24 protein-coding genes are annotated in these 25,268 nt (G+C 64.8%); 12 read left to right on the forward strand and 12 right to left on the reverse strand.

Annotated features, from left to right (window positions below):
- Positions 1–21 precede the first annotated feature (21 nt).
- Entirely contained in the window at positions 22–4,599 is a 4,578-nt protein-coding gene (locus R3P93_RS01700) for an ATP-dependent helicase (RefSeq protein ID WP_394855238.1), read from the reverse strand.
- A gap of 96 nt (positions 4,600–4,695) precedes the next feature.
- Between R3P93_RS01700 and R3P93_RS01705 the strand changes: the two genes are divergently transcribed.
- Together R3P93_RS01705 and R3P93_RS01710 are read left to right on the forward strand one after the other, a co-directional pair.
- Positions 4,696–4,947 carry a modification methylase HgiDII gene (locus tag R3P93_RS01705; RefSeq protein WP_068051442.1) on the forward strand — a complete coding sequence of 84 codons (252 nt, stop codon included), beginning with the start codon at positions 4,696–4,698 and terminating at the stop codon, positions 4,945–4,947.
- Between the two features lie 106 nt (positions 4,948–5,053).
- Complete coding sequence (locus tag R3P93_RS01710) at positions 5,054–5,575, forward strand: DnaJ family domain-containing protein (RefSeq protein ID WP_094671204.1); 522 nt, start codon at positions 5,054–5,056, stop codon at positions 5,573–5,575.
- Between the two features lie 10 nt (positions 5,576–5,585).
- On the opposite strand, the gene R3P93_RS01715 is transcribed toward R3P93_RS01710, so the two are convergent.
- A complete protein-coding gene (locus R3P93_RS01715; RefSeq protein ID WP_068051439.1) occupies positions 5,586–6,191 on the reverse strand; it encodes a ribulose 1,5-bisphosphate carboxylase large subunit in 606 nt (201 codons plus the stop codon).
- A gap of 54 nt (positions 6,192–6,245) precedes the next feature.
- Between R3P93_RS01715 and R3P93_RS01720 the strand changes: the two genes are divergently transcribed.
- The 3 genes from R3P93_RS01720 to R3P93_RS01730 all read left to right on the forward strand — a co-directional run bounded on the left by R3P93_RS01720 (position 6,246) and on the right by R3P93_RS01730 (position 8,659).
- Positions 6,246–7,430, forward strand: a complete 1,185-nt coding sequence (locus tag R3P93_RS01720; RefSeq protein ID WP_317532295.1) for an NAD(P)H-binding protein — start codon at positions 6,246–6,248, stop codon at positions 7,428–7,430.
- The gene (locus R3P93_RS01725; RefSeq protein ID WP_068051435.1) at positions 7,430–8,140 is read left to right on the forward strand and encodes a CPBP family intramembrane glutamic endopeptidase; all 711 of its coding nucleotides are present in this window, start codon (positions 7,430–7,432) and stop codon (positions 8,138–8,140) included. Before R3P93_RS01720 ends, R3P93_RS01725 begins: the two co-directional genes overlap by 1 nt.
- Positions 8,141–8,221: 81 nt before the next feature.
- Complete coding sequence (locus R3P93_RS01730; protein WP_032376860.1) at positions 8,222–8,659, forward strand: Lrp/AsnC family transcriptional regulator; 438 nt, start codon at positions 8,222–8,224, stop codon at positions 8,657–8,659.
- Here R3P93_RS01730 and R3P93_RS01735 read toward each other — a convergent pair.
- Complete coding sequence (locus tag R3P93_RS01735; protein ID WP_317532296.1) at positions 8,631–11,345, reverse strand: molybdopterin-dependent oxidoreductase; 2,715 nt, start codon at positions 11,343–11,345, stop codon at positions 8,631–8,633. The genes R3P93_RS01730 and R3P93_RS01735 overlap by 29 nt on opposite strands.
- Positions 11,342–12,154, reverse strand: coding sequence for an FAD binding domain-containing protein (locus R3P93_RS01740; protein WP_317532297.1), 813 nt, complete (start codon positions 12,152–12,154; stop codon positions 11,342–11,344). Before R3P93_RS01740 ends, R3P93_RS01735 begins: the two co-directional genes overlap by 4 nt.
- A gap of 213 nt (positions 12,155–12,367) precedes the next feature.
- Between R3P93_RS01740 and R3P93_RS01745 the strand changes: the two genes are divergently transcribed.
- Both R3P93_RS01745 and R3P93_RS01750 read left to right on the forward strand, forming a co-directional pair.
- The gene (locus tag R3P93_RS01745) at positions 12,368–13,936 is read left to right on the forward strand and encodes a PucR family transcriptional regulator (protein ID WP_317532298.1); all 1,569 of its coding nucleotides are present in this window, start codon (positions 12,368–12,370) and stop codon (positions 13,934–13,936) included.
- 9 nt (positions 13,937–13,945) lie between these two features.
- Positions 13,946–14,578 carry a DUF2461 domain-containing protein gene (locus R3P93_RS01750; RefSeq protein WP_094671212.1) on the forward strand — a complete coding sequence of 211 codons (633 nt, stop codon included), beginning with the start codon at positions 13,946–13,948 and terminating at the stop codon, positions 14,576–14,578.
- Positions 14,579–14,588: 10 nt separating this feature from the next.
- Here R3P93_RS01750 and pucL read toward each other — a convergent pair whose 3' ends face one another.
- From pucL to uraD (R3P93_RS01770), 4 genes are read right to left on the reverse strand one after another with little or no spacing between them, the layout of a single operon-like run.
- Positions 14,589–15,509, reverse strand: a complete 921-nt coding sequence (pucL, locus tag R3P93_RS01755) for a factor-independent urate hydroxylase (RefSeq protein ID WP_094686417.1) — start codon at positions 15,507–15,509, stop codon at positions 14,589–14,591.
- A gap of 1 nt (position 15,510) precedes the next feature.
- Positions 15,511–15,837 (reverse strand): hydroxyisourate hydrolase, encoded by a 327-nt coding sequence (gene uraH / locus R3P93_RS01760; RefSeq protein ID WP_094686416.1) that lies wholly within the window; start codon positions 15,835–15,837, stop codon positions 15,511–15,513.
- Positions 15,834–16,337 carry a 2-oxo-4-hydroxy-4-carboxy-5-ureidoimidazoline decarboxylase gene (gene uraD / locus R3P93_RS01765; RefSeq protein ID WP_094686415.1) on the reverse strand — a complete coding sequence of 168 codons (504 nt, stop codon included), beginning with the start codon at positions 16,335–16,337 and terminating at the stop codon, positions 15,834–15,836. The genes uraH and uraD (R3P93_RS01765) overlap by 4 nt, the downstream gene beginning before the upstream one ends.
- A 10-nt stretch (positions 16,338–16,347) precedes the next feature.
- On the reverse strand, positions 16,348–18,252 hold the full coding sequence (gene uraD, locus R3P93_RS01770; protein ID WP_317532299.1) for a 2-oxo-4-hydroxy-4-carboxy-5-ureidoimidazoline decarboxylase: 1,905 nt from the start codon (positions 18,250–18,252) through the stop codon (positions 16,348–16,350).
- Positions 18,253–18,427: 175 nt separating this feature from the next.
- Between uraD (R3P93_RS01770) and R3P93_RS01775 the strand changes: the two genes are divergently transcribed.
- On the forward strand, positions 18,428–18,964 hold the full coding sequence (locus tag R3P93_RS01775) for a nucleotidyltransferase family protein (protein WP_094686491.1): 537 nt from the start codon (positions 18,428–18,430) through the stop codon (positions 18,962–18,964).
- A 39-nt stretch (positions 18,965–19,003) separates the two neighbouring features.
- Here the strand turns inward: R3P93_RS01775 and R3P93_RS01780 are convergent, their stop codons facing one another.
- Positions 19,004–19,564, reverse strand: coding sequence for an alpha/beta fold hydrolase (locus R3P93_RS01780; protein WP_317532300.1), 561 nt, complete (start codon positions 19,562–19,564; stop codon positions 19,004–19,006).
- 168 nt (positions 19,565–19,732) lie between these two features.
- Here R3P93_RS01780 and R3P93_RS01785 point away from each other — a divergent pair, with 168 nt between their 5' ends.
- From R3P93_RS01785 to R3P93_RS01800, 4 genes are all read left to right on the forward strand, one after another.
- Positions 19,733–20,134, forward strand: a complete 402-nt coding sequence (locus tag R3P93_RS01785; RefSeq protein ID WP_068051419.1) for a VOC family protein — start codon at positions 19,733–19,735, stop codon at positions 20,132–20,134.
- A gap of 29 nt (positions 20,135–20,163) precedes the next feature.
- On the forward strand, positions 20,164–20,781 hold the full coding sequence (locus tag R3P93_RS01790; RefSeq protein WP_068051457.1) for a class I SAM-dependent DNA methyltransferase: 618 nt from the start codon (positions 20,164–20,166) through the stop codon (positions 20,779–20,781).
- A 27-nt stretch (positions 20,782–20,808) separates the two neighbouring features.
- Positions 20,809–21,636: an ATP-grasp domain-containing protein gene (locus tag R3P93_RS01795; RefSeq protein WP_317532301.1), complete on the forward strand. Its 828-nt coding sequence runs from the start codon at positions 20,809–20,811 to the stop codon at positions 21,634–21,636.
- A 70-nt stretch (positions 21,637–21,706) separates the two neighbouring features.
- Positions 21,707–22,270, forward strand: a complete 564-nt coding sequence (locus R3P93_RS01800) for a P-loop NTPase family protein (protein ID WP_256980675.1) — start codon at positions 21,707–21,709, stop codon at positions 22,268–22,270.
- A 6-nt stretch (positions 22,271–22,276) separates the two neighbouring features.
- Here the strand turns inward: R3P93_RS01800 and R3P93_RS01805 are convergent, their stop codons facing one another.
- The 3 genes from R3P93_RS01805 to R3P93_RS01815 are packed head-to-tail and all read right to left on the reverse strand — an operon-like array spanning position 22,277 to position 25,183.
- Entirely contained in the window at positions 22,277–22,963 is a 687-nt protein-coding gene (locus R3P93_RS01805) for a haloacid dehalogenase type II (RefSeq protein ID WP_317532302.1), read from the reverse strand.
- Positions 22,960–23,379, reverse strand: coding sequence for a DUF1707 SHOCT-like domain-containing protein (locus R3P93_RS01810; RefSeq protein ID WP_068051410.1), 420 nt, complete (start codon positions 23,377–23,379; stop codon positions 22,960–22,962). Before R3P93_RS01810 ends, R3P93_RS01805 begins: the two co-directional genes overlap by 4 nt.
- Positions 23,380–23,386: 7 nt before the next feature.
- Entirely contained in the window at positions 23,387–25,183 is a 1,797-nt protein-coding gene (locus R3P93_RS01815; RefSeq protein WP_317532303.1) for an acetyl/propionyl/methylcrotonyl-CoA carboxylase subunit alpha, read from the reverse strand.
- Positions 25,184–25,268 lie beyond the last annotated feature (85 nt).

Raw genomic sequence — 25,268 nt, forward strand, 5'->3', positions numbered from 1 at the left:
CCTGGGGAGTGTTGCGGTGCTTCAGCGACGCAGACGAAGGCCGCGTGGCGTCGCCGAGAAACCGGCCTCGGTCAGGGTCTTGGCGAAGTCGGTGCCGTGAATATCGTGACCGTTGATCCGCTCGACGAGTAGCTTGTCGACTCCGCCGCGGCGAACGGTGGCCGCCAATGCGGTTGCTGCAGCGCCGATGTCCTCGGTGTTCTCACCGAACGTCAGCACCGACTTTCCGCCGCGTTCGACGAACATCGTCAACTCGCCCCGGACGAGGACCACCAGTGCACCGGCCTTGCGACCCGGCCGATGCTTCGTCGTCTCGTCCGGCTTGTCTCCGACACCGGCCTCGCCGATGCCTGCTTTCGGCCAGGGCAGTGCTCCGCCGTAGGGGTTGGCCGGATCGCACGACGCGAGCACGACGGCGGTGGCGTTCTTCTTCGGTTCGTCGTAGCTGCGCAACCGGTCCACCACATCGGAGGTGGAGAACTGCGCCCCGCCGAGGGAATCGACGAAGTAGCCGCGACGGCAGCGACCGGAATCCTCGAATCCGGTGAGCACCTTGTACATCGTGGCGAATCCGCCGGGCACGCCCTCGTTCATCACCGAGCCGCGGGTCACCACGCCGTAGCGTTCGAGCAGTACATCGGCGGTCGCATGGGCGCGGACGGTCAGGTCGGGTTCGAGCTCGGGTAACCTCGACCATCGTCCACCCGCGGTAGGAGGTCCGGTGCGGGTGGGCAGGGACGGCCGCTCGAACTGCCGGTACGAGCGCAACCGCGGTGTGCGACGCGGTGCTCGATGGCTCGGGGCCGAGCGGGTGGTCGTGGAGTTCAACAGCGCGCGCAGCGGGGCGAATGTGTCGTTGCTCAGACGGCCCGCCCACACCAGCTCCCACAGGGCGGCCTGAAGTGCGGTGTCATCGGTACTGCCGACGGTGTCGGAGAGTTGGCGGAAGAAGTACGCGCCGCCGTTCGCAACGGCATCCTGAATGCGAATCTGCAACTCCGACAGGTCGGATTCCGCAGCGGGCACGAGAGTCAGCGGAGCGGTGTCGGCCATGTGCAGGCTCACCCAGCCGTCCTTCGAGGAGATCGCGCCGTGTCCTGACCACAACACCTCTCCGGTGGAGGTCAGTTCGTCGAGCATCGCCGGACTGTAGTCCGTCACCCGCGACGAGAGCACGAGTGATTCCCAGGCCGATGCCGGAACAGGAACGCCCGCAAGCTGTTCGATGACGGTTGCGACGCCGTCGATTCCGCTCAGGCGTCGGCTGTCCACGTGCTGCCACGCCGGCAGGAAGCGGCCGAGGGTGGCGGTGGAGACGGGTTCGATCTCCTGCCGGGCCGCAGCGAGCGACCGGCGCCGCAAACGTCGCAGGACCTCGGCCTCGCACCATTCGCTGCCGGTGGCTCCGGGCCGAAATTCGCCCTCGACGACGCGCTTGTCGACGGCGAGTCTGCGCAGGACGTCGCGTACCACGGCGGTGCCCACCCCGAAGCGCGCCGCCGCGTCGTCGAGGGTGAACGGTCCGTGGGTTCGGGCGTACCGGCTGATCAGGTCGACCAGCGGGTCGTCGACGGGTTCGATGAAGGCGGACGGAGTTCCGATGGGGAGCGGGACGCCCAGTGCGTCGCGCAGCCGAGCGGCGTCCTCGATCGCCGTCCACCAGTTCTTGCCGGCGAACGAGACCTCCATCGCCCGCTTGGCGTCGGCGAGTTCGGTGAGCCACTGCGGGTATTCGTCGCCGTCGGTTCGAAGGCCGACTTCCTCGACGGTCAGCGGACCGAGCAGTCGCAGCAGGTCCGCGACGCCTTCGATGTCCTTGGCGTGGCGGTCCTCGGGGAGGCGCTGTAGCTCGAGTTCGGTGGTGGTGATGACGCTGTCGTCGAGCAGCTCTCTCAGTTCGACGCGTCCGAGCAGCTCGGCGAGGAGCGCCGAGTCGAGTGACAGTGCGGCGGCTCGGCGTTCGGCCAACGGGCTGTCGCCCTCGTACATGAATGCGCCGACGTAGTTGAACAGCAGCGAGTTGGCGAACGGGGACGGTGACGGCGTCTCGACGTCGACGATTCTGATCTGGCGTCGGCCGATTCTGGCCAGGATGTCCTCGAGGGCGGGGAGGTCGTACACGTCTTGCAGGCACTCGCGGACGGTCTCGAGCAGGATCGGGAACGTCGGGTACTTGCGTGCCACGTCGAGCAGTTGAGCCGAACGCTGGCGCTGCTGCCACAGCGGCGCTCGCTTGCCCGGGTTGCGGCGGGGGAGAAGCAGTGCGCGAGCGGCACATTCGCGGAATCTCGATGCGAACAGAGCCGACCCGCCGACCTGCTCGGTGACGATGTCGGCGATCTCGTCGCGCTCGAAGACGAACAGTTCTGCGCCCGGCGGCTGGTCGTCGGTGTCCGGAAGCCGGACGATGATGCCGTCGTCGGATGCGGTGGGCGCGGCGTCGATGCCGTATCGCTCGATCAGCCTCGCGCCGACTGCGAGTGCCCACGGCGCGTGCACCTGCTGACCGTAGGTGGAATGCAGCACGAGCCGCCAGTCACCGAGTTCGTCGCGGAACCGCTCGACGATCATCGTCTTGTCGGTGGGGAGCTGGCCGGTGGCCTCGAGTTGCTCGTCGAGCAATGCGATGAGGTTGTTGACCGCGTTGGCGTCGAGACCGTCGGAGCTCAGCCGGTCGGCCAAGTTGCTGCGATCGGTGGTGCTGCGCAGGAACTCGCCCAGGGCCTGGCCCAGTTCGGCCGGCCGGCCCAGGCCGTCGCCGTGCCAGAAGGGGAGCCGGCCGGGTTGGCCGTACGCCGGGCTGACGAGTACGCGATCGTGGGTGATCTCCTCGATGCGCCAGCTGGTGGCACCGAGAGCGAACACGTCACCCACTCGCGATTCGTAGACCATCTCCTCGTCGAGTTCGCCTACCCTGGACTGCTTTTCGCCCACCATGTAGACGGTGAACAGGCCGCGGTCGGGGATGGTGCCACCGGAGGTGACGGCCAGCCGTTGCGAGCCGGGACGGCCGGTGAGAGTGTTCGCGTCGCGGTCCCACACCAGCCGCGGCCGCAGTTCCGCGAACTCGTCCGAGGGGTAGCGACCCGAGAGGAGGTCGAGAGTCGACTCGTATGCCGAACGGGGCAGCGTGGCGAAACTGCCTGTGCGACGGACGGAATCGAACCAGTCCTCGGCGTCGATCGGTTCGAGGGCGCAGGCCGCCACCGTCTGCTGCGCCAGCACGTCGAGTGGATTGGCGGGAACGAACAACGCCTCGATCTTGCCCGACGTCATGCGTTCGACGGTGACGGCGCAGTGGATCAGGTCGGTCCGGTGCTTGGGGAACAACACGCCCTTGGAGATCTCGCCGACCTGGTGACCTGCGCGTCCGACGCGTTGCAATCCACTCGCCACCGATGGTGGCGCTTCGACCTGGACGACCAGATCGACTGCGCCCATGTCGATTCCGAGTTCGAGGCTGCTGGTGGCGACGACGCAGCGCAGCCTGCCGGTCTTGAGATCGTCTTCGATCAGCGCGCGCTGATCCTTGCTGACACTGCCGTGGTGGGCTCGGGCCAGCAACGGATCGGCACCGTGGTTCACGTCGTTGGGAGTGCCGACCTGCGAGGGCGGTTTGTGCTCGGTGTCGACGCCGTCGCCGATCCGTTCGGCGTACACCTCGTTGAGCCGCGCAGTGAGCCGCTCTGCGAGCCGTCGAGAATTGGCGAAGACGATGCACGATTTGTGCTCGAGGATGAGATCGACCATCTTCTCCTCGACGTGGGGCCAGATGGATCCCTGCGCCGGGGGAGCGGCCGAGGTGTCCGCATTCGGGTCGGTGACGCCCAGTTCGGTCATGTCCTCGACCGGCACCTGGACCGTCAGATCGAACGTCTTCGGTGCAGGCGGAGCGACGATCTCGATGGGAGCGGCACCGGCCAGGAATCGGCCGACCTCCTCGTGGGGTCGCACCGTCGCGGACAGGCCGATGCGTTGAGCCGGCTTGTCCAGCATCGCGTCGAGCCGTTCGAGAGACACCGCGAGGTGTGCGCCACGTTTGGTGCCTGCGACGGCGTGTACCTCGTCGACGATGACAGTGTCGACCTCGGCGAGGATGTCTCGCGCGGCCGAGGTGAGCATGAGGAACAGCGACTCCGGGGTGGTGATCAGGATGTCCGGCGGAGTCTTGATCATGTTCCTGCGGTCGGCGGCGCTGGTGTCGCCGGATCGCACACCGACCGAGATCTCCGGTGGGTTCAGGCCGAGGCGCTTGGCGGTCTGGGTGATGCCGACGAGGGGAGCGCGCAGGTTGCGCTCGACGTCGACGGCAAGGGCCTTGAGCGGCGAGATGTAGAGGACTTTGGTCTTGCGGGTGCTGTCCGCACCCAGCTGCGCAAGCTCGTCTAGGGCCCACAGGAAGGCCGAGAGCGTCTTGCCCGAACCCGTCGGAGCAACCACGAGGGTGTGCGAACCACTCGAGATGGACGACCACGCGCCCAACTGCGCGGACGTCGGAGCGGGAAAAGCGCCGGTGAACCATTCCCGGGTCGGCCGCGACAACTTCTGCATCACCGACAGATCGCCCGCTGCGTCGGTGCCCGTACTCTGCCTGGCCATCCCATCATCATGCCCCCGGGCACCGACAGATAACCCTCACGCCGTTCCCCGAGCGTGCGGCGGTGTCGATTCGAGCGATTCGGGTACACCGCCCCCATGACCGACGACCAAGAGATCATGCAGAAGATTTCCGCGAAACTCGACGCTCTGCTCGGCAGCAAGACCAACGGCCTGCAGAACGAGGTGCCTCCGGGCGCGAGCATCCAGTCCGACGAGGACGATGCCGAGCACGGGCCACTCGGCCGCGACTACCACCTGGCGAGCAAATACGCGCAGGCTCTCGCCATCAACGAGCCCCAGGTCATCGACCGCGAGGAATTCGATCGACTGGTCGCCGAGTACGGCTGAACAGCACCGCTGCGCGACACCGGCCCCGGCCCGCCTACGTGGGTCGGGGCTTCGTCGTGTTCGCAGCCGTGGCGCGGAGCCCGGCACCGGATCTACAGTCGACGGGGTGACCGAACGCAAGAAACCAGGAGTCACGTTCGAGTCCTGGGTGGACAAGCAGATTCGCGAGGCGCAGGACAACGGTGCGTTCGAGGGCCTGGAGGGCACCGGCAAGCCGATCCCGGTCGGCGATCCCGGCGACGAGCTGTGGTGGGTGCGAGGCTACCTGAAACGGGAGAACCTGCCCGCCGACGCCTTGCTGCCCACTGCATTGCAGCTGCGCAAGGAGATCGAGCGGCTGCCGTCGACATTGATCGGCATTCGGCGCGAGGATTCGGCACGAGAGGTGTTGGACGAGTTGAACGCTCGCATCGTCGACTGGATTCGGTTCCCGACGCCGCCGATCGTGCCGCTCGGCCCGGTGGACGTCGAGAACTGGATGGAGAGCTGGCGGATCAACCGCGCCGAGGTCGACCGACTGGCCCGCGAGCATGCGGCGCAGTCGCCCGCGACACCCACGAATGCGGCGGTTTCGGAGGCACCGTCCTGGTGGACGCGACTACGTACGAGGCTCGCCCGGGGGCGTTGAGCCCGAGCGCCTAGTTCTCTTCGTCTCGTAGCTCCTCGTTGAGCTTGTCCTCACCGCGATTGCGGAAGAACTTGAATCCCGGAATGCCGATGACCGCGCGCCGAACGTCCTTGGTGACTCCGAGGAGTTCGTGAATCTCGGGGGACACCGTGTCGAGGGTGGCGAGAATGGGAAGCAGCGCTTCCATGTGATCGAGGAGTCCGGGGAGCTGATCGACCATCGCGATCGCGGCGTCGACTTCCTCCTCGGACAGGTTGTCGACGAACTTGCGGGCCATGGGCTCGGACTTCTTGGCGATGGGATCGAACAACTCGATCAGCTCCAGCGCGGTGTGTGAGGCGACCGACGCCGACGCGACCACCTCGTCCGCGGCCCCGGTTGTCCGCTGCACGCTGGCGACCACGGCGTCGGCGGAGTCGATCACGTGATCGATACGTGTCATCAACATCTCAATGCGCGTCAGCAGTGCTTCGATTCGGCCGGGCAGGGTAAGCGCGAAAGCGGTCGTGGTGAGCATCCAGCCCGCACCGGCCCGAGCGACCGCGACTCCTCGCCGGAGCACAGTTTCGGTACCGAGGGGATCGGGGAGCACCACACCTGCCAAGACCAGAGCCATAGGAGCGACAATGCCACACCGACACAACGCCCCGAGTGCCGTTAGCCTCGAAGCATGAGAGCTCTCGTCACCGGTGCCAGCGGGTACATCGGGTCGCGGTTGGTGGCAGCTCTGCTGGCCGACGAGTTCGAGGTCGTCGTCGGCTCCCGAACGCCGGACAACCTGCGGACCTTCGACTTCTACGACTCCGTCACCGCAGTCTCGCTCGATGTCACCGACGAGCAGTCCTGCGCTGCCGCGTTCGCGCAGTCCGGCGACATCGACGTGGCCTATTACCTCGTGCATGCCATCGGCGAGTCCGATTACCGCGCGCAGGACCGGCGGTCTGCCGAGCAGTTCGCCGCGGCGGCGGCGCGGGCGGGAGTACGCCGAATCGTCTACCTCGGTGGTTTCGTACCCGATGACGACCAGCTGTCGGAGCACCTCGCGAGCCGGGCGGACGTCGGCGAGGCTCTGACGGTGGACGGCGTCGAGCTGGTCTGGCTCAGAGCGGCCATCGTCCTGGGTGCAGGTTCGACGTCGTACGAGATGTTGCGCTACCTCGCCGACCGCTTGCCGGTGCTGCCGCTGCCGAGTTGGCTCGCCGAGCCCGTGCAGCCCATTGCCGTGGACGACGTTCTGCACTATCTGCTCGCAAGCGCCGACACCGATGCAGTCCCAGCGGGTTCCTACGACATCGGTGGGCCGGATGTGGTGCCGTATCGAGATCTGGTGTTCGCGTACGTCGAAGCTGCCGGCCTCCAGCGCATCGGCGTTCCGGTGCCGCTGGTGCCGACCTCGCTCGCAGGCAAGGTCATCGGAAAGATCATTCCGGTTCCCGCGGGACTCGCCGAAGACCTCGTCGGGTCGCTGCACAACACGATGACGACGTCGGAGAGTCGGATTCGTGAACTCGTGCCGGACCCTCCCCGAGGTCTCACCACGATTGCCGACGCCATGGCCCGTAGTGTGCGGGGAATGGTCGGTGACCCTCCCGGTGTGTGTGGGCTGAAGGATCCGCTTCGGCTCGCGCGCACCGACGCGGCCTGGAGCGGCGGTGACGCTCTGGGGATCAGACGTCGCGGTGTCGCGGCATCCTCGGACCGCACCTGGGGGTTGATCGAAGCCCTCGGCGGGCGTCGACTGCTGTACGCCAAGCCCGTCGCGGCAGCGGTGCGCACCAATCTCGACGTGATAGCCGACGTGAATCGACGCGCGAGGTCGGCCGTACGCCGACTGACCGATACCGAGGAGGCGTAATGGGAACGTGGTCCACGACCGCGCTCAACGTGATGAAGTCCGCTCTGGTCGATCCGGTCGAGCGCGATCACCGACAGTCCGACGCAGCGTTTCGCAAGCGCCGAATCGTCGTGATGATCACCTTGGTGATCGGCGCGACGGTGCTGTACTTCTCGCTCAAGACGGAGCCGGGTGACCCGACGTTCTATGCGCTGACGCTGGTGCTGGCCGCAGTCTGGACGATCGGTGGATTTGCGTCCGGACCACTGCACCTGGGCCGTATCCAGGTCGGCGGGTCGATCAGACGGCCGATCGTCACCCCCATCCTGATCGGACTCGCCGTGGGCGGAGTCTTCTTGCTCGGCGGACTCGTGGTTCGGCAGATTCCGCCGCTGGCCGACTTCACCGAGAACGTGCTCGCACACGCCCGGGTGGGGTCACTGGTTCTGATCGTCTTCATCGCGCTGCTCAACGGCGTCGCCGAGGAGATCTTCTTCCGGGGAGCCCTGTACTCGGCCATCGGGGTCAAGCATCCGGTCATCATCTCCACCGTCATCTACGCGATTGCCACCCTCGCATCCGGCAATCCGATGCTGGGCTTCGCGGCTGTCCTACTCGGTTACGTGATGGGTCTGCAGAGGCGTGCGTCCGGTGGCATCCTGGCTCCGATTCTCACGCACGTCAGTTGGTCGGCGGTCATGGTCCTGGCCCTACCCCCTCTGTTCCTGTGAAAAAGAGGCACAAGCACCGATTCGACCAGCAGAAACGGATGTGGCCGCTGATTCGTCTCGGATCTGGGCTACATTGCGCAGGTGAGTGAAAATCTCGATCGCGTCGATCGCTTGATCATCGACGAGCTTGTCTCCGACGGACGCGCTACTTTGGCGACGTTGGCGGAAAAGGCTTCCCTGTCCGTCTCGGCCGTTCAATCGAGGGTTCGACGGCTCGAGTCCAGGCGCGTCATCCGTGGATACACGGCCCAGGTCGATCCGGAGGCCCTCGGCCGTCCGCTGTCGGCATTCGTTGCCATCACTCCGATCGATCCGGCCCAACCGGACGATGCCCCCGCCAGGTTGAAGCATCTGTCGGCCATCGAGTCGTGTCACTCGGTTGCCGGTGAGGAAAGCTACGTTCTGCTGGTGCGAGTCGAATCGCCGAGGGCGCTCGAACGCTTGCTGCAGGAGATCCGGGCAACCGCCAACGTGCAGACGCGCAGCACGATCATTCTGCAGACGTTCTACGACCGCTGACCGCCCGCCAGACGCGGTCCGACGACATGGGTAGGTCGTACAGTCGGGCACCGACGGCGTCGCGAATGGCGTTGGCCAAAGCCGGTGCCACGGGGTTGTACGGAGACTCGCTCATCGACTTCGCGCCGAATGGACCCAGCCGGTCGTAGGTGTCGGCGAACAAGACCTCCGTGCGAGGAATGTCCGCGAACTGCGGAACGTGGTAGCTACGAATCGAATCGGTGGTGACCAGACCGGCACCGTCGGTGCGGATCTCCTCGTACAGTGCGCTACCGATCGCCTGTGCGACGCCGCCCTCGACCTGACCACGGCACTGTTGCGGGTTCATCACGGTTCCGGCGTCCGCGCTCTGCACCGACTGCAGTATTTTCACGGTGCCGGTGTCCTCGTGCACCGCCACTCGGAACGCGTGCACGTTGAACGCGAGCGAACGCGGCAGCCCGCCACTGTTGCCTGCGGTGACGAGGGTGCCTCCCGCCATCGCCAGAATGTCGTCGAGGGTGACGAAGCGATCTCCGCAGCGCACGCCCTCCGGTCCGAGTGTGCAGTCCGAATTTCGGTGTCCGGTCGCGGTGGCGGCCAGATCCAGGATCCGAGCCGACATCGCGCGAACCGCCGCATAGAGGGCCTTGCCTGCCACCACGGTGCCCGCCGAACCGAATGCGCCCGTGTCGTAGGTGACCGAGTCGGTGTCGGATTGATCGACTCCGATGCGGTCGACGGACGTGCCCAGTTCGCTCGCCGCGATCTGAGTGTGGACGGTGGTGGTTCCGTTGCCGAATTCCGCAGTCCCGACGCGTATCTCGTACCGCCCCTCGGGTAGCAGTGCCACCGAGGTCTCGGCGCGGTGGCCGCGCGGGGGAATGGTCGCGATCATGGCCACCGCCATTCCTTCGCCCACCTTCCAGCCCGCCGGTGCGTGCTCGCCGTTGCCTCGTCGCAGAGCGGCTTCGGCAAGGTCGATGCACTGATCGAGGCCGTAGCTGCCGAACTGCAGGTCGTCTTCCTCGTGGTGGGCGGCGACGATGTCGTCGCCGGGGACGATCACGTTGCGTCTGCGAAACTCGAACGGATCGACGTCGATCTCTCGCGCCAGATCGTCCATCGCCGATTCGATCGCGAACATCACCTGTCCCAAACCGTAGCCTCGGAAAGCTCCGGACGGGATGTTGTTGGTGTACACGGTCTTTGCGTCGACCCGTTTGTTGGCGCACCGGTAGATCGCCACCGACTCGCCGCAGCCGTGGAACATCACACCGGCACTGTGGTTCCCGTAGGCACCGGCGTCGGTGAGAACGTCGATCGACAGGGCGGTCAGCGTGCCGTCGGCGCTCGCGGCGGCCGTGACATCGACGCGGAACGGATGACGGCACGGTGCCACGGTGAACTCGTCCGTGCGCGTGAACTCGAACTGCACCGGTCGACCGGTACGCAGTACCGCCAGCGCCACCACGTCCTCGGTGAGCAACTCCTGCTTGCCGCCGAATCCGCCGCCGACGCGCGCGGTGAACACGCGAACACGATCGCGTGCCAAACCGAAGATCTCGCAGATCTCGTCGCGCACCAGAAACGGAACCTGAGTGCTGGTGCGTAGATTCAGTTTTCCGGTCTCGTCCAACCAACCGATGGTGCCGTGGGTTTCCAGGTGCACGTGCTGAATCCGCTGCGTGGTCCAGCGGCCGGTGACCACCGCCGCCGCGTCGCGAACGGCAGCGTCGACGTCCCCGGTACTGCCGTGCAGCTCGGCCACCAGATTGCGAGACGGATCCGCGATTCGCGCCGTCGCGTCCTTGTCGCCGTGGATCTTCGGCGCATCGGGTGCGAGCGAGGACTCCGGATCGAACACTGCAGGCAGCACGTCGTACTCGACGACAAGTGCGCGGCACCCTTCTTCGGCCGCTGCCACCGATTCTGCGACCACGATCGCCACTCGCTGGCCGATGAAGCGCACGACGGTATCGAGCACATGGGTGTCGTCCGGATCGTCGACGCGGCGGTCGTGGCGGGCCGTCGAGAATGCCGTCGCCGGACTGTCTTTCGCAGTCAGAATCAGGTGCACCCCCGGCACCTGCTCTGCCGCGGTGGTATCGACGGAGACGATCCGGGCATGCGCGTGTGGACTTCCGAGAACACTGGCGTGCAGCAACCCGGCAGGGGTGTGGTCGAGTGTGTAGGGCTCGGTTCCGGTGACGATGCGCGTGCTGGCGGGTGCCGCGAGCGACCGTCCACACGCCGGACCGTCGACGGACTTCTCGGTGTTGACCACCCCGCAGACGGCGTCGGACACGGCGCGATACCCGGTGCAGCGACACAGGTTTCCCTTCAGCCGTTCGGGAAGCTCGTCCAGATCTTCCTCGGTCAGCGTCGAGGCGGTGACGACCATTCCCGCAGTGCAGAATCCGCACTGAAAACCGGCGGCTTCGACGAATCGGCTCTGCATCGGATGGAGGTCGTCCGGTGTACCGAGTCCCGCGACGGTGGTGACGGACCGGTCGGCAGCACGAAACGCGGGGAAGATGCACGAGTGCACCGGTTCGCCGTCGACGAGCACCGAGCATGCGCCGCAGTCGCCTGCGTCGCACCCTTTCTTCACCTCGAAGTGGTCGTGTTCACGGAGCAGGGTGCGCAGGCACTGACCGGGCCGCGGAGTGACATCGGTCGGCACACCGTTGATGTCTACGATCATGACAACTCCTCGCGAATCTGCTGCGCTGCAGTGCAACTGATGTGTCGACGCCAGTCCGGAGCCCCGTGGGGGTCGTCGTACCAGTGCCGGGGAGCGATGGTGGCGGCGAGCGCGTCGTCGAGTTCGCCCGCCGTCGGCAGGCCGGGGAAACGCAGAACGAACGGACGGACGGTCGACGCGCTGACGGTCAGAACGAATTCGCCGTCGTCGTCGACCCGCCCGATCACCACGGCGGCCGATCGCCCGAGCGGTGACAGTGCGAGCTTGCGCATCGCCGTTCTGGACTGGAGCGCGTGCAGCGGGATATCGATGCTGCGCAGCACGTCTCCCGGTCGAAGGGCGTTTTCGTGCGGGCCCGTGACCAGATCCGCGATCGCGATGCGGTAGTCGTGATCGGGCCCGTCACCCGACCACACCTGCCCGACACCGTCGAGAGCGGCGGTCAACGAGATCATTGCTCCGGCAGGCAGGGCCAGCGCGATGTTGCCGCCGACGGTGGCGGTCTTCCAGATCTTGAACGAGGCCAACAATGCTGCTGCGCAGCGGGGGAACAATGCGGTGGCCGGCCAAGGAGAGGAGTAGCGCGCCAAAGTCTCGATGGTGCAGGTGGCAGCGATCTCGAGCCCGGTCTCGGTGACGGTCAACGGCTCCCAGCCCAAGGCGGTGACATCGACGAGGGTGGCCAGGTGGTCCTGCTTCTCGGAGAACAGCCAGGTACCGCCGGCAAGGACAGCGGTGTCCGTGCGTCCGGGCGGAAGGTCCGCGCGGGAGCCGGGAAGCAGAATGTCGTCGACAGTGCCGAGATCCATGGCCTTCGTTCACCTCGTTCTCGCCGGCAGATCCACCACCCCGACAGATCCAACACCCGATGTGTCCCTTCGAACTGTAGTGAGTATCTGTTACCGATCTTCGGTCGTTCGGCGATACGCCCGAAACTCGCACGAAACAACCCACACATACTGTTTTTCCTACGAGCTCAGCTGTTTCGAGCACGCTCAGCGAGGGCCGGGGGAGGAACAGCAGTGCAGGTCAAGGACTTGCTCGACGCCACGCAGCTCGGCATTCGATTGCTCACCTCCGATACCGACGCCCTCGGCCGCACGCTGCGTTGGACCTACACGACCGATCTGCCCGATCCGTCGCGCTACATCGCGGGCGGCGAGCTGGTCATCACCGGTCTCGTATGGCATCGAACGCCCGCGGACAGTGAGATGTTCGTCAGGGCCGTCGCCGAATCAGGGGCCTCGGCACTGGCCGCCGGTGAAGGGCTGCTCGGTCACATTCCACCGGACCTGGTCGACGCATGCGAGCGGCACGGACTACCCCTGCTCGCGGTACCCGAGTCCGTCTCGTTCGGCGAGGTGACGGAGTTTCTCGTCGGCCGTGTCACCGGAGATCGCATAGCCTCGCTGAACACCTCGCTCGTCCGGCAACGCCAGCTGCTCACCGCGATCGCAGACGGCAGAGCGCTCGACGAGTTGGCGCTGCACACCTCGAGGGAAACCGGGATGGCGTGTCTGATCTTCACGGCGACCGGACGCCGGCTGGTGGCCGAGGTCTCGGCGTTCTCCGATGCCGACGTCGATACTCTGACGCACGCTGCGCTGTCCTCCGAAAGGCTGCCCACGACAACCACTCTCAGTGACGGAGGTGTGTACAGCATCTTCGGTGTCGGGCCTGCGCTCGCGCAGCGGACCACCCGATGGTTCCTCGCGGTGGCGGGAGACATGGCGAGGTTCCCACCTGCCATCGCCGATGCGTTCGGCCAGCTCGCGGCCATCGCCGCGCTCGATCGTGCTCGACGCGAGGAGGGGCGACTGGTCCGACGCGAAATCGCCGACCAGGCAGTGGCGTTGATCGAGGCCGACAGCACCAGACCCGAAGCCCTGACGCGGCTGCGTCAGGCAGGTGTCGACCCCGACCGCTCGCTGGTCGTCGTCAGGGTCGTTCACAGCGGACGGATCGACCTGCGCGAGATGCTGCGTACGGTTCTCAGCGACACACTCACCTCCTTCGGTGGAGGATGCGTCGGGTGCAGCACGCACGGGGACATCGTCGCTGTCGTGAACACCGACGATCCTGATTTCACACAGACACTGCGAACTCGATTGACTCGCTTGGGTTCCGGCATCGGGCACAGCCGTCTGCTCGTGGGGGTCAGCTCCGAGGCAACCGGCATCACCATCGACGGCGCGCTGCGGTCGGCCCGGCACGCACTGGAAGTCAGCAGACAAGGGTCAAGCCCGGTGACCGTCACCGCGGGTGCGCAACTGACCTCGGCGGTGTCGATGCTCTCGGCTCTGCCGGACGACGTGCGTCGGTCGTTCGTCGAACACGTACTCGCTCCACTGCTCGACTACGACCGGCGCACCGATGCCGGTCTGACCGACACCCTCCGCGAATTCCTGGCGACCGGTGGATCGTGGAACCGGACGGCCGAGTCGTTGCACGTCCACCTCAACACCGTGCGGTACCGAATCAAGCGAGTGGAGGAGTTGCTGGGCCGGGATCTGAATTCCACCTCGGACCGGCTCGATGTCTACCTCGCGCTTCAATCCATCCCTCCTTCGTCGGCCACCGGGGCCGCATAGGATCGAGGAATGACTGGCTTCACCGGAATACCCTTCGCTGCCCTGGACTTCTACGAGGACCTCGAAGCCGACAACAGCAAGCTCTGGTGGAGCGAGCACAAGGAGGTCTACGACAGTGCGGTCAAGGGGCCGATGACAGCATTGCTCGCGACCCTCGAACCGGAATTCGGCAGCGCCAAGGTGTTTCGCCCCTACCGCGATGTCCGTTTCTCGAAGGACAAGACCCCGTACAAGACCCATCAGGGTGGATTTGTCGCTCGTGGGGACAGTCTGGGCTTCTACGTCCAGATCGACCCCGCGGGCTTGTTCGTCGCAGGTGGCTTCTACAACTCCTCGACCGACGGCGTTGCCCGCTACCGCCGCACCGTCGACGACGACGTCCGCGGTGCCGAACTCGAGCGAATTCTGGCGACGCTGACCAAAGCCGGATACGAGATCGGCGGCGACAAGCTCAAGACCAAGCCCCGGGGATACGAGCTGGACCACCCGCGCATCGACCTGTTGCGCCACAAGTCACTCACCGCGGGTAAGCATTTCGGCTCACCCGCGTGGCTGGAGACACCCAAGGCCGCCACGAAGGTGCGCGATGCCTGGCGAGCTCTGACCCCGTTGGTGGAGTGGACTGCGGCGCTGCACACGTGAGCTCAGGGCTCTATCCGACGACAGAGTATGTCCGCCAGGCACTTCCGGCGTCCGGGGCATCCTCGCGCTCGACGGTTGCCTGAATCAGACCGTACGGCCGATCGTCCGCGTTGAACACCTCGAGATTGTTCTCGATGCCGAACCTGCCCAGGTCGTAGACGAAGTGATGCTTGTTCGGTGCCGACATCGTGATCTCTGCGATGAACGGATACTTCTCCAGCACCGCCTCGCCCATGGCGTACAGAGTCTGCTGGAGGGCCAGCGACTGCAGATTGGCGAACCGCTCGATCATCGCCGCCTTCACACCCGCGTACACGGCGTCCCACTCGACGTCGGTGGTGGTGTATCGCCATTGCGCGGTCAGCGATGTCGCCATCACCCGGTCGGTGGTGGGTTCGAGAACAGTCAGGTCGTCCTCGAGGAAACCGTGGAATTCCGAGCCCGTGGACTTGAGAATCACCATCTCCTTGAAGCCGCTGATCACCCACGTCTGCTGCGCGTCGCCCTTGCCCTCGACGGTCACCGCCGACGTGCGGATCTCCTCACCCTTGCGGGTCCACGTGTGATCGTGCTCGACGCCGTCGATCACCGCGCGAGCCCAGGCGTACTCCTCGAGTTCGATGCGGGCCCCGTCGACGGGTTCCACATCGTCGACGAAGTGCCGAGCGAGATCGAGGCCGTAGCTCTCCAGATGCAGCAACCCCTTGGTCTTCGCGTACGCGTACGCGGTCTGCTTCTGGGTGTCGGTGGGAAGCACGTTGGACTGATCTCCCACCAGATGCGCGGGCGAGAAGTCGCCGCGCAGGGCGCTCGACACGTTGATGTCGTGGATCTCGTGCCGGGGAGAGTCGCGATAGATCCGCACCACGCGGTTCTCCGCCTTGCCGTACTGATTGGATCCGAGGACGATCTTTCCGGTCAGGTCGGTCATGTCAGCTCCCGCGATAGGTCGAATAAGAAAAGGGGGACAACAGCAATGGGACGTGATAGTGGGCATCGGGATCGGTGACGGTGAACGAGATCGACACCTCGGGATAGAAGCTCGGCGTCGATGTGGCCTCGAAATAATCGCCGGTGTCGAACGAAAGGCGATACACGCCCGGATCGATCGGCCCCGGCACCACCTCGCCGATTCGGCCGTCGCCATCGGTGGTGGCGGTGGAGATCTCACCCTTCTCGGGATGGAACAACCGCACCCGCATCCCCACCGCAGGTGTCCCCGAGGTGGCGTCGAGGACGTGGGTCGACAGCCCCGTCACTGCTCTGGTCCCAGCATGCGCCCGAGGCGAATTCGGTTGATCTTGGCCAGTTCCACGCGGAGCACCCGTCTTTCGGTTTCGGCATCGTTGTCGAGTCTCTCCTCGAGGATAGCGAGCAGGTCCTCCGCGGACCTGCCCGTGGCGCACACCAGATACACATGGCCGAACTTGTCCTCGTACGCACGGTTTCCCGCCGCCAGCTTCTCGCGCACCTCGGTACCCGCCGTCGTCACAGCGGCCTGCTCACGTTTCGAGGACGGGTTGTCGGCCTTGCCGCCGATGCGTGGATGACCGTCGAGTGCATGGTCGATCTCGGCCTCGGGTAGTTCGGCAAGTACTCGATCCGCCCTGTCCAACAGCAGATCTCGACTTTCGAAGGGGCGACCCTGGGCGACTCGACGGGCCCAGATCGACGATGCGCAGCACTCGTAGAGTGCATGCATCGCTTGCCGATCACTGAGCCGATTGAACCCGTCGAGCCCTATCCATTCGTGCAGCACATCTCGCTCGCTATCTGAAGTCGTTGATGCGACCGAACCGCGCGGCCGCGATCGGGTTGGCGTCGGCCACGAGGTCGTCGAACCGGTAGTTCGCGATCTTGGCGATCTCGATCATCGCGAACGACCGCTCCGCCGACGGTGCGTTCTCGACGCGTGACCACCCGTTGGCCAGAACTCGATCGTAACGCTCCGTCTCCCGTGCACAGATCACCAGAGGGAAGCCGAAGTGTTCGCGGTATTCGGCGGCGAGTTGGACGATGTTGTCGTGCTCGTCCTCCTCCAGGTTGGACAAGCCGACGTGGTCCGCTGCGTTGAGGGTGCCGGTGGCGTCCTCGCTACCGAGATCGGGATAGCTGTTGATCAGCTCGATCTGTTCCTCGGTGGTGCCGGCCAACAATGCCTCCTGGGACGCCTCGCGCAACCCGTGCGCATCGGCGAAAGGCCGCTGCTGGTACGCGCGTTCGACCACCCACGGAGTGCCCTGCACCAAGCCGCCGAACGTGGCAGCGAAGTCCTCGGCGGACATCTCGTTGACCGTGTCGAGGGTGATGCCCTTACCCGGACCACCGGCGACGGCCTGCCCGCGATTGCCGATGTGGAAGAACAAGACGTTGAGCACGATTGCCGAGACCGCACCGAGAACGATGCCACTGCCGAACAACATTTCCAGCCAATCGGGCACACCCTCGGAGATCGTCGGTTGAATGGTCACGAGCATCGCGAGACCGAGACTTGTGGCGACGATGATCAGGTTGCGGTGATCGGTGAAGTCCACCTTCGACAGAGTCTGGATTCCGACCACGGCGACGGTCGCGAACAGGGCGAGCGCGGCTCCGCCGAGCACCGGCGGCGGGATCGATGCCACGACGGCTGCCGTCTTGGGCAGCAGACCCAGCAGAATCATGATGCCGCCTGCCGTGGCCACCACCCAACGGCTGCGCACACCGGTCAGGCGCACCAGGCCGACGTTCTCCGAGAAGGCCGTGTACGGGAACGAGTTGAACGTGCCGCCGATGACGGTGGCCACGCCGTCCGCGCGCAGTGTCGCTGCGATGTCGTCCTTCTTGATGCGCTTGCCGACGATCTCACCCGTCGCGTACACACTGCCGGTGGTTTCGACGGCGATGATGAGCATGACCACGATCATCGAAATGATCGCGACGACACTGAATTTGGGCACGCCGAACAGGAAGGGCTGTGTGAAACCGACCCACGACGCCTCCGAGGTGCCGTCGAAGTTCATGTCTCCCAGAGCGAACGCCACGGCGCTACCGATCACCAGGCCCAGAAGCACAGCGATGGTCGCCATGAAACCCTTGAAGAATCGTTGGATCAGCACGATGATCAGCAGGGTGCCGATCGCGTATGCCATCCACCGTCCGTTGGACGGATCCTGTTCGTGGGTAGCAGGATTGGTCACAGCGTCGTTGACCGCCACCGGCAGCAACGCCACACCGATGATCGTGATGACGGTACCGGTGACCACCGGTGGGAAGAATCGCAGCAGCCTACTGAAGTACGGAGCCATGAAGAACGTGACGAGACCGGCGACGATGACGGCGCCGTAGACGTACAGCAACCCCTCGGTGCCGCCGCCGTTCGCCATCGCGATCGCGATCACCGGAGAGACGCCGGCGAACGTCACGCCCTGCAGGAGCGGCAGGCGGACACCGATCTTCCAGAATCCGACCGATTGGATGATCGATGCGATGCCGCAGGTGAACAGATCCGCATTGATCAGGTGGATCAACTGTTCGTTGGTCAGTCCGATCGCGCTGCCGATGATGATCGGCACCAAGACGGCGCCTGCATAGAACGCGACGACATGTTGGAACCCGTAAGCAGCAAGTTTCGGAACGGGGAGCACTTCGTCGACAGGATGGACACGTTTGCGTGTGGTGGGCTTGACGGACATGGGTGGGCACCTCGCGGAAGCAACAGGGCAGGATTCCTGCGACGCTGCAGGAGAAGTGCACTAAGAATCAGTCATCACGCCTATCCTCGCTAGTCGAGCGAGCACAAACTTCGGGACGTACTCGACGTGGACGTTGTGCGAACATCCAAGACTCCACCCGAGAGTGAAAGGAACGATCGTGTCGGACCTTGCCGTCGGAGTGGTATTGGCCGCCGGTGCCGGAACGCGATACGGATCGCCCAAAGTGCTCGCCCACGACGGGCTGTGGCTCAGGACTGCGGTGCAGGCATTGCGCGACGGCGGCTGTGATCGCGTGGTCGTGGTGCTGGGCGCGGCGGATGCGCCCGTGCCCGACGGTGTGATCGCTGTTTATGCACCCCAGTGGGAACAAGGAATGAGCGCGTCGTTCGAGGCCGGTCTGACCGCAGCGTCGGACGCGGACTACGCGGTCGTGCACGTGGTAGACACGCCGGACGTCGGACCCGAGGTGGTGCAGGCAGTACTCGCCGCAGCGCGGGAAACCGGTCTGGCCAGGGCCGTGTTCGACGGCCGTCCCGGACATCCGGTCGTCCTGGCGCGTCGACACGTCGACGCAGCCGTGGCATCGGCCTCGGGGGACTTCGGTGCACGCGACTTCCTGCGGGGAAGAGACGACGTGATCGCCGTCGAATGTTCGCAATGGGCAACGGGAATCGACCACGACTATCGGTGAGCGGACGCCCAGTCTGCATGTTCGGCCGAGTCGGCCTCGTCATCGACGACGAGGATCGGGGCCAGTAGAAGCGTCCCCGCGGGGACGCTCGAATCCGCGGATCTCGGCGGCAACGGCCTCGATCATGCCGTCGAATTGATGGCCACCGGTCGACAACTCGATCGCTCTCGCCGACGGGAGAGCGGTCGAGTTCGACGCCAGGTGAGAAATGGGAACCACGTCGTCGTCCCGGCAGTGGACGAGCGTCAGGTCGGTCTCGGGCTCCTGGGTGGTGAACGCGTAGTCCGTGACATCCCACCCATGCGGAGTCCAGTCCGGCATCGCCAATAGAGTGGCTCTCAGGGGTCGCTCCCGGCGATGTTCTGCCAAGACTCTGACGAGGATCGATGCGCCGAAGGAATGCGCAATGACCGCATCATCCGATCCGAGCCGGTCCAGGTGCTGCCGAACCGGCGCGGCCCAGTCCTCGAAACCCATGGCAGTGTCGGACAGTTCGGGCATGCACAGATCGAGGTGCAAAGCCTGTGCAAGTCCGTTGGCCAGCGGTGCGTCGTCGAAAAATCCGCCGGCACCGTGAACGAACAGAAGTCGACCGACCATAGTGGGTTCCTCTCCTCGGCAATGCTGTCACCGAAGAAGACCGAATCGCGGCCGTGAATTCACCGGTTGACTCGGATTCGGGGTCCGTGCGAGCATCGTCCTCAGCGTCGCGTGTCGATGACGGACTGCGTCAGGCATGGAGGCGTCGTACTGCCCAGGAGGCAGCGCATGTCCATTTCGTTCGATCACACCATCATCGTTGCAAAGAACAGTGCCGCATCGGCCGAATTCTTTTGCACCCTGTTCGCTTTACCCGAGGCGCCGTCATGGGGGCCGTTCGTCAACGTACAGCTCACCGACGGCACTCTCGTTCAATTCGCCGAGCCCCCCTTCGATGATATTCAGTTCCAGCACTACGCATTTCGGGTGAGCGACGATCTGTTCGACGCGGCCTACGCCAGGCTGGTCGACCAGGGCGTCGAACACTGGGCCGACCCCCGGATGACCGAACCCGGCACCGTCAACACCGACCACGGGGGCCGCGGAGTGTATTTCCGCGACCCGACCGGGCACTTCTTCGAGATGCTGACGCACTCGTACCTGCCGACACCGGGTGAGCCGGTACCGTAGCCACTGTGGCCGAGCAACAGCATGTTTCGATGACGAGGGCCGCCTACGACACCGTTGCCGAGAGCTACGCCGAACTTGTTCGCGACGAACTCGACGGCCGACATCTCGAGCACGGATTGTTGGCGACGTTCGCAGCCCGGGTGCCGAGTGGGCACGTTCTGGAGGTGGGGTGTGGTTCCGGCCGTATCACCGAGCAGCTGCACCGCCTCGGCCTCGACGTAGCGGGGATGGATCTGTCGCCCAATATGATCGAGGTCGCTCGGCGCGAACATCCGCACCTGCGATTCGATGTCGGGTCGATGGAGGCGTTGGACGCGGGTGACAGCTCTCTGGCGGGGATCGTTGCCTGGTACTCGATCATCCACACGCCTCCGCACCAATTGTCGAAGATCTTTGCCGAATTGCATCGGGTGCTGATGCCGGAAGGTCTGCTGCTGTTGGCATTTCAAGCAGGCAACGAGCGGGTGCGACTCGAGCAGGCGTACGGACACTCGGTCTCGTACGACGCATACCGACTCGACCCCGACATGGTCGCAGGCATGCTCGTCGAGGCGAACTTCGAGGTGGACGTCCGCGTGCATCGAGCTCCGATGGGATACGAGTCGACATCGCAGGCATTTCTGTTGGCCCGCGAACGAACATCGTGATGTTTCGAGACCGGTAGGAGTTGCCCGATGCATGCACCCCTTCCACGCGTTCTCTTCGTCACCGACCTGGCGTATCTGTCGAAGGGCCGACGCTACTGCGACGAAGACATCTTTCTGTCGTCGCAGCTCCGCGAGTGGTTCGACATTGCGCTCTGTCACCCGCTCGACGCGCTTCCGCTGATGGACGGCTTCGATGTGGTCGTCATCCGGAACTCCGGGCCTGTGCTGGGGTACCAGGATGCTTTCGACATGTTTGCTCGCCATGCGCGCGAGAACGGCACGAAGGTTTTCACCCAGCTGACCGGCAAAGGCGACCAGAGAGGCAAGCAGTACCTGGTCGATCTTTTCGCAGATGGTTTTCCGGTCATACCTACCGTCGACGACCCGCGGAACGTCTCGCGCTTACCCGAGGTGAATACCTATGTGGTGAAACCGAAATGGGGTGCCGACTCGATCGGCATGCGTCATTCCGGGCGCGCCGAATTATCGCAAGTAGAGCCGGGCAGCCTGATTCAGCCGCGAATCGATTTCGTGTACGAAGTGTCGTTCTACTTCATCGGCCACACAGTTCGATACGCCTTGTACGCTCCTGACCCCGACCGACGTTGGGACCTGGAGCCGTACTCGACTACTGCTCAGGACCGAGAGTTCGCGCAACGATTCGTCGATTGGAACGACATCGACCACGGAATCACTCGGGTGGACGCATGCCGCACCGTCGACGGAACGCTGCTGTTGGTCGAGCTCGAAGACCTGAACCCGTACCTCTCACTCGACCGGCTGACCGAGTCGGCGCGTCGAGAGTTCGTGAACCACATGGCGGAGGCGATCGTAGCGCTGTGTGCCCAGCCGTAGAGGGCGATATCAGTCGGGCACAGCACGCTGGACGCAGCATCGGTGCTCGCGATTCGGTAGCGTCGTCTCCGTGATTCTCGGACCGAACGATGCAGTGTTCTGTCCCTCGAGGATCGTCGTTGCTGGGACGTCCGGTTCCGGGAAAACGACGCTGTCTGCCCGTCTCGGATCGATTCTGGGAATCGAACACATCGAGATCGACAGCTTGTTCCACGGCCCGAATTGGACGCCGCGTGCGACGTTCGAGTCCGAGGTGGAGGAGTTCATCGCGCGCCCGTCGTGGGTCACCGAGTGGCAGTACAACATCGTTCGAGACCGTCTCGCCGATCGAGCCGATTTGTTTCTGTGGCTGGACCTACCGCGCCGAACAGTCATGCGGCAGGTGATGGTTCGGACGCTACGGCGCAGGCTCGGTAGGCGCGAGCTGTGGAACGGCAACATCGAACCCCCACTGCACCGCATCCTCTTCGACCGCGACCACATCGTTCGATGGGCATGGAACACCTACCGGTCGACTACCGAGCGAGTGCAGCAACTGAGTGTGCGCCGCCCGGAGCTGACGATTGTTCGCTTCCGTTCGCACCGGGACGTGGACGCGTGGATTGCGCACCAGCTGATTCCTGTGACCCGATAGCTGTTGTCAGCAGCCCAATTGCGTTGCGAGAGAATCGATCGAGTCGACGCTGTGATTCCAGTCGGATTCCGCGGCGAGGTCGGTGGTCTGACGCGGCCCGTGTTCGAGGGGACGAGCGACGAATGCCGTTGCGAAGCCGCAGTCGGCAGCGGCAGCGAGATCACTGTTGTGTGCGGCGACCATCATGCACTCGCTCGGCTCGAGACCCAGAATGTCCGCGGTGCGTAGATAGGCGTCGGGCATGGGCTTGTACGCACGCACCGGTTCTGCTCCGAGGATTGCGTCCCATGGCAGTCCGGCATTCTTGGCCATATCGAGCAGCAGCGAGATGTTGCCGTTGGAGAGCGGCGCGATGATGAACTCGGTGCGTAGTCGGGTGAGCCCAGAAACCGAATCCGGCCACGGATCCAATCGATGCCACGCGTGATTCAAGGATGCGACATCACTGTCGTCTAGCTGAACATCGAACTCCGACAACACGACTCGAAGTGACTCGAGATGAAGTACATCGAGCCGGGTGAACGGGCGGTTGCCCGACCGAACCTGTTCCATCGCCGGCTGATACAGGCTGCGCCAGCGGTCGGCGAACGCATGACTGTCGATGTCGGGACCACACAGCGACTTGACCTCGCGGGCCACGCTGGTACGCCAATCGACCACTGTGCCGAACACATCGAACAGAAGCGCCTTCAACGATCTCTCTTCTTTTTCTTCGGACTCTTCGAGTGACCGCCCGCCGACAGCAGCGCACCCGCCAATGGGATGAGAAGGAAGAACAGCCACTTCTGATCGAAGTCGGTGAGGAAGAACAATGCCAGTGAACCGAAGATCACCAGGGGCATCACCACTGCGCGCCAATCGATTCCGGCACCGCCCTCGGTCGGTGCCGGAGATTTCCCGAGCTGGGCGGGAGTGTGCGACGTCGACGCAGCGGGGAGATCGACGAAGACTTTGTCGATCTCCCCACGCGTCGTCGCCGAAGCAACGACGGCGCTGCGCTCGTCGAATTCGGGCACAGTCAGCCGACCCTCACTGAAGTGCAGACTCAGTGCCTCGAGGGCTTTCTCTCGATCAGCCGTACCGATTCGGATCTCCGGAAGCTCGGACATCGCTACGTCATTTGATCTCTGCGAGGACGGTGCCTTGGGTGATGGCGTCGCCTGCGGTGACGGTCAGGCCGGTGATGGTGCCTGCTTTGTGGGCGTTGACGGGGTTTTCCATTTTCATTGCTTCGAGGACGGCGATGAGGTCACCGGCGTCGACGGTTTGGCCTTCGTCGACGGCGACTTTGACCACGGTGCCCTGCATGGGTGCGGTGACCGCGTCTCCGGATGCCGCGCCTGCTCCAGCACCACCACGGGTACGAGCTTTGGGCTTGCGGCGTACCGCGCCCGCGGGCCCGCCGCCGCTACCGCCGCCGAGGGACAGTTCCCCGGGCAACGACACCTCGACGCGGCGGCCACCGACCTCGACGACCACGGACTGCCGCGGCAGGACTTCCTCGTCGTCGATGGGTTGTCCGGCGGTGAACGGGGGAACCTGGTTGTCCCATTCGGTTTCGATCCAGCGGGTGTGCACCGAGAAGGAGTCGCCGTCGCCGATGAACGCCGGATCGGAAACCACCGCGGCGTGGAACGGAATCACCGTCGCCAACCCGTGGACATCGAATTCGGCGAGTGCTCGACGCGAACGGGCGAGGGCTTCCTCGCGGGTCGCGCCGGTGACGATGAGCTTGGCGAGCATCGAATCGAACTGGCCGCCGATCACCGAGCCGGATTCGACACCGGAATCGACGCGCACACCCGGTCCCGACGGCGCACGGAAGGTGGTGACCGGTCCGGGGGCGGGTAGGAAGCCGCGTCCGGCGTCTTCGCCGTTGATCCGGAACTCGAACGAATGCCCCCGGGGTTCGGGGTCGTCGGTGATGGACAGTTCTTCACCGTTGGCGATCTTGAACTGCTGCAGCACCAGGTCGATGCCGGAGGTTTCCTCGGTGACGGGATGCTCGACCTGCAGGCGGGTGTTCACTTCCAGGAAGCTCACGAGGCCGTCTTGTCCGACGAGGTATTCGACCGTGCCGGCACCGTAGTAGCCGGCTTCGAGGCAGATGGCTTTGGCGCTGGAGTGGATTTCTTTGCGTTGGGCGTCGGTGAGGAACGGGGCGGGTGCTTCTTCGACGAGTTTCTGGAAGCGGCGTTGCAGGGAGCAGTCGCGGGTGCCGGCGACGATGACGTTGCCGTGTTGGTCGGCGATGACCTGCGCTTCGACGTGGCGGGGCTTGTCGAGGTAGCGCTCGACGAAGCATTCTCCGCGCCCGAACGCGGCGACGGCTTCGCGGGTGGCGGAGTCGAACAGTTCGGGGATTTCCTCGCGGGTGCGGGCGACTTTCATGCCGCGTCCGCCGCCACCGAACGCGGCTTTGATCGCGATCGGCAGGCCGTGTTCGTCGACGAAGGCGAGGATTTCGTCGGCGTCCTTGACCGGTTCGGAGGTGCCGGGGACCGAGGGGGCTTTGGCGCGGGCGGCGATGTGGCGGGCGGTGACCTTGTCGCCGAGGTCGCGGATGGACTGCGGGGACGGTCCGATCCAGATCAGACCGGCATCGATGACGGCTTGGGCGAAGTCGGCGTTCTCGGAGAGGAATCCGTAGCCGGGGTGGATGGCGTCGGCCCCGGACTTGGCGGCTGCATCGATGATCTTGTCGATCACCAGGTACGACTCCGCGGAGCTCTGCCCGCCGAGCGCGAACGCCTCATCGGCCAGACGGACGAACGGGGCGTCGGCGTCGGGTTCGGCGTACACAGCGACACTGGCCAACCCGGCATCGGCCGCAGCCCGGATCACCCGCACCGCGATCTCACCACGATTGGCGACAAGAACCTTGGTGATCTGAGCACTGGCATGGCTGGGCACTGAGCCTCCTACGGATGTGTTTCTCGCGTGCTTCGTTACGAACGTCACGTCGGAGTCTAAGCATCGGCACTGTCATCGCTGCAAT

Source organism: Rhodococcus cerastii (assembly GCF_033042195.1).
Classification (GTDB): domain Bacteria; phylum Actinomycetota; class Actinomycetes; order Mycobacteriales; family Mycobacteriaceae; genus Rhodococcoides.

Bases quoted from the DNA above. Each gene is read 5' to 3' on its own strand.
- R3P93_RS01790 (WP_068051457.1), top strand. From the start codon at position 20,164: ATGACGAGGGCCGCCTACGACACCGTTGCCGAGAGCTACGCCGAACTT.
- R3P93_RS01795 (WP_317532301.1), top strand. From the start codon at position 20,809: ATGCATGCACCCCTTCCACGCGTTCTCTTCGTCACCGACCTGGCGTAT.
- R3P93_RS01700 (WP_394855238.1), bottom strand. From the start codon at position 4,599: ATGGCCAGGCAGAGTACGGGCACCGACGCAGCGGGCGATCTGTCGGTG.
- R3P93_RS01785 (WP_068051419.1), top strand. From the start codon at position 19,733: ATGTCCATTTCGTTCGATCACACCATCATCGTTGCAAAGAACAGTGCC.
- uraD (WP_317532299.1), bottom strand. From the start codon at position 18,252: ATGTCCGTCAAGCCCACCACACGCAAACGTGTCCATCCTGTCGACGAA.
- R3P93_RS01705 (WP_068051442.1), top strand. From the start codon at position 4,696: ATGACCGACGACCAAGAGATCATGCAGAAGATTTCCGCGAAACTCGAC.
- R3P93_RS01740 (WP_317532297.1), bottom strand. From the start codon at position 12,154: ATGGATCTCGGCACTGTCGACGACATTCTGCTTCCCGGCTCCCGCGCG.
- R3P93_RS01715 (WP_068051439.1), bottom strand. From the start codon at position 6,191: ATGGCTCTGGTCTTGGCAGGTGTGGTGCTCCCCGATCCCCTCGGTACC.
- R3P93_RS01735 (WP_317532296.1), bottom strand. From the start codon at position 11,345: ATGATCGTAGACATCAACGGTGTGCCGACCGATGTCACTCCGCGGCCC.
- pucL (WP_094686417.1), bottom strand. From the start codon at position 15,509: ATGACCGACCTGACCGGAAAGATCGTCCTCGGATCCAATCAGTACGGC.
- R3P93_RS01810 (WP_068051410.1), bottom strand. From the start codon at position 23,379: ATGTCCGAGCTTCCGGAGATCCGAATCGGTACGGCTGATCGAGAGAAA.
- R3P93_RS01725 (WP_068051435.1), top strand. From the start codon at position 7,430: ATGGGAACGTGGTCCACGACCGCGCTCAACGTGATGAAGTCCGCTCTG.
- R3P93_RS01750 (WP_094671212.1), top strand. From the start codon at position 13,946: ATGACTGGCTTCACCGGAATACCCTTCGCTGCCCTGGACTTCTACGAG.
- R3P93_RS01720 (WP_317532295.1), top strand. From the start codon at position 6,246: ATGAGAGCTCTCGTCACCGGTGCCAGCGGGTACATCGGGTCGCGGTTG.
- R3P93_RS01780 (WP_317532300.1), bottom strand. From the start codon at position 19,564: ATGGTCGGTCGACTTCTGTTCGTTCACGGTGCCGGCGGATTTTTCGAC.